At 40.9% G+C, this 3714-nt stretch carries 1 protein-coding gene and 1 pseudogene; both read right to left on the reverse strand.

Annotated elements, in window-relative coordinates:
• Nucleotides 1-2949, reverse strand: a pseudogene (locus WBN20_RS15605) (hypothetical protein); the annotation flags it as partial.
• A partial coding sequence (locus WBN20_RS15610) for a hypothetical protein (RefSeq protein ID WP_424282352.1) occupies nt 2950-3714 on the reverse strand: 765 nt, incomplete at its 5' end.

Raw genomic sequence — 3714 nt, forward strand, 5'->3', positions numbered from 1 at the left:
AATTAATGAACCAGCAACATCCGTTGGCTCAGTAATAGTTACCTGAATTGTCTCTACATCGCAATTCCAGGCATCTGAAACAGTAATGCTGTATATACCCGCACCAATATTATTGAATATTGGGCTGGTCTGTCCGCCACTACTGAAATCTATTACGGTTCCTGTTGGATCATAGTAATTTAATTGATATTGATAACTACCCTGTCCTCCAAGTACATTTATAGCTGTCACCGTAGCATTCGTATCACCATAACAAACTAATGTAGTGGGTGTTGCGCTAATGTCTGCCGTGATTGGAACTGGTTGTACCAAAATTTCGGTATCGTTAAGTATACACCCTCCATCATCTGTAATAGCGATGGTGTAATTGCCGGCGGATAAGCCTGTAAACAAGTAACTATTTACATCGTTAACGGTATAAACCGCAGCAGTTGTTGTATTAGTTAAAACAATATCATAAGGCGCGTAGCCTCCTTCGGGATCTACAATAATTTCACCCTGGTCGTTGGTACAAGTTACATTAGCAAGCTCACTAACAGTGGCGGAGAGCGGCATATCGGGTGAGATGATCGTAATGATATTAGAATCTTCAACACACAAAGGAGCTGCTGTTTCTGTTATCCTTACAAAATAATTTCCACCAGAAATGCCGGTAATAGTCAAAGGATTTGTTGCTGTGTTGCCTACGCCCGTAATTGTTGTCGTTACCCCGGCAGCTGTAAAGACCTCATAGCTGTAAGCGCCGGTATAACCGGTAATATTTACTTCAAGAGCTCCATTTGTATCCCCGAAACACACCACAGGTAACGTTGCCGTTGCAATTGCGTCTATCAGATCATATGGGGCAATAGTATATGGGGCTGTATCTACATAACACCCGGTGGCAGTATCGGTAACTCTGAATGTATAGCTTCCCACAGCAGTTAAATCAAATTCTGCAGTAGTATTTGAAGGCGTGGAAGTCAGGACACCATTAGGATTACCCAACGGCAGCAATTCGAATGTATATGTATTAGCCGGATTTAGATCATCTGTAACAGAGATAGTAATTTCTTCCGGACCGGCGCACGAAATTGCAACATCCTGTGAAATAACTGCTGTGAATACATTTAAAGGATTTATAATTACAGCATCTGTGGCTGTACATCCATTTGCATCCTGAGCGTAAACGGTTATTGGTTGAGCCACACCAGTGTCAATAATATCAAATATGTTAGACACCTGGAAATTAACATTATCTATACTGTATAAATAAGGGATGGTTCCTGTTCCTGCACCAACAGTTGCGGTAATAGTGGCTGTGTTAACTGTATTGTTAGGGTTACAACTAAATGCAGTTGTGACCGCGGAAACTGTTAAGATCGCTGGTTCATTTATAACAACAACTTCAGTTAATGGACAACCTCTTTCTGAAATGGCTTCAACTATATATGAGCCGGCGGGCAGGCCATCAAAAACAGGACTTGTTTGGGGTCCGGCAATAGGCGCAGCCAATGCATCATATAGGTTATAGGTATAAATTGGGTTATCATTTATTCCTGGCGCTGTAGGCTCAAGATTTATAGTAATACTACCATCGCTCATGCCGTTACAGGACACATCAACCACAGTGTGTGGGTCAAACGTTACAGGAGTAGGTGCATCTAATTCCTGTGTTATATTTTTGGCACAAACCGGATTAGTAGTGTTCAAATCAGTCACTATAAAAGAATAGGTACCTGCTTGATTTAAGCCTGTAAACACACCAGTATTGTTTAATACTGATGTAATCATATCAGGGAATGTAACTACATAACTAAGATTGGCAGAACCCCCGGTAACGGTAATTGTAATTTCTCCATCCGGTGTTACAGTACAATCAATTGGTTTGACCACTGTACTTATTAAGGACATTTCCTCATAAAGCACTTCCGGACCTATAGTTGTGATACAAGACCATTGATCCGTAATCTGAACCTCATAGGAACCAGCTCCAAGACCGGAGAATAAAGTTGAAGTTTGTGGCGCACCAAAAGGAGCCGCATCTTTTATTAATTGATAGGTGTAATTACTACCTTGTCCGCCTGCTGTTCCAACTACTTCAATTTCTCCCTGAAGATTGGTACAGTTTTCCTGATTGATTTGCAAAGTAGCCGTAATTGGAAGAGGATCTGCAAGAACAATGTTGTTCTGGATCATCTCTTCACAACCGCTCGAATCTATAACCCAGGCTTCATAAGTACCTGCTACAAGGTTTTCAAACCTTGGACCAGCAACATAATCACCGGGACCGGTTGGCGAAACAGTACCTACATAGTAGGAATAGCCTCCCCATCCACCAAGAACATCAATAATTTCAATGATCCCATCCATGCCGGGATTACAAGTAATTGCAGTTACATTAGTATTAGCGGTAATTGCTGCCGGTGGACCGGCAATGTTAAACAATTGCGTATTGGTACAATTTGGGTGGTTGTTTTGAATAACTTCCACGATATAATCGCCTGCAAATAAAGTGATTACAGGAGTAGGTCCGTTTGTCGGACTTGTTCCGTTTTTCACTGGAATATCATCCGCAAGGTTTGCAGGAGTACCATTTGTATCATAGATAGTCCAATCGAAAGGCCCAACGTAAGTAGCGTCTGTTAACTCAAGAGTAACTTCTCCTGTTTCAGTACCAAAACAAATGACATCCTGTAGTTTGGTAACTACAATATCAAATGTATTCGGATCCATTATAGTTTCTGTAGCTGTCAAAATACATCCGGTATCTACATGTCTGATTAGGAAATTGTAAACACCAAAATCTAATCCACTAAACACATGTGAAGCCTGATAGGTAGCACCATTGTCTATACTGAATTCAAATTTAGCAGGATCGTTTGCGGTTGATGTTACCGTTATGGTAATTTCACCATCCATCCCCGGATTACATGTAATTGGATTGGTTATTGCCGCACTGGCTGTCAATTATTCATCATATGGTAAAATTATTGCTGTTGTCGATCCGAGACATCCATTGCTGTAATATACATTAATTGTATAACTTCCACCATTAACATCAGTTTCTATATAAGTGGTATTTGAACCTGTTTGAACCACTACATCGTCTCCCGGGGCCGGAGTACCCTGGTCATTTATGAATTCATAAATAGCATAAACTCCGCTTCCACCGGTAATAGAGGTATCATCAATGGTTATTGTTGCATTTTCAGGATTATTACCTGAAGTACATCCAAATTCAACTACAACAGGAGCCGGAACATTCATAATGGCCGGTTCTGCTATGGTAATAGAAAATATATCTGTAAAACAATCATTAACTCCTGTTCCCCTAACATCATAGGTTCCGGCAGGAATGTTTTCGAAGGTTTTGTCAGTTAACACTACACCAACAGGCATAGGATTTAGGGTATAGGTCAAAGGATTATTACCATTATCAATTTCAATCATTGTTATTGTACCATCTGCCCCACCGTTACAGGTAACATCAGTGTGAATTTCCGTGAATACAGGAAGTATGGCAGCCGGAACATCAACAGTTACGGTTTGTGTACAAAGAGGGGTAGCAGTATCCATATCATATACGCTCACCATATAAGGGCCTGCACCACTTGCTCCTGTCCAAACAAAAAGAATTCCAGGTAATACTTGTCGGGCCAGGTCTATTGCACCCGGGCCATCAATTTCAATTTCATAGTTCCCTGAGCCTGATGTTACTTCAATTGTAATTTC

The organism is Eudoraea sp., from assembly GCF_049665975.1.
GTDB lineage: Bacteria > Bacteroidota > Bacteroidia > Flavobacteriales > Flavobacteriaceae > Eudoraea.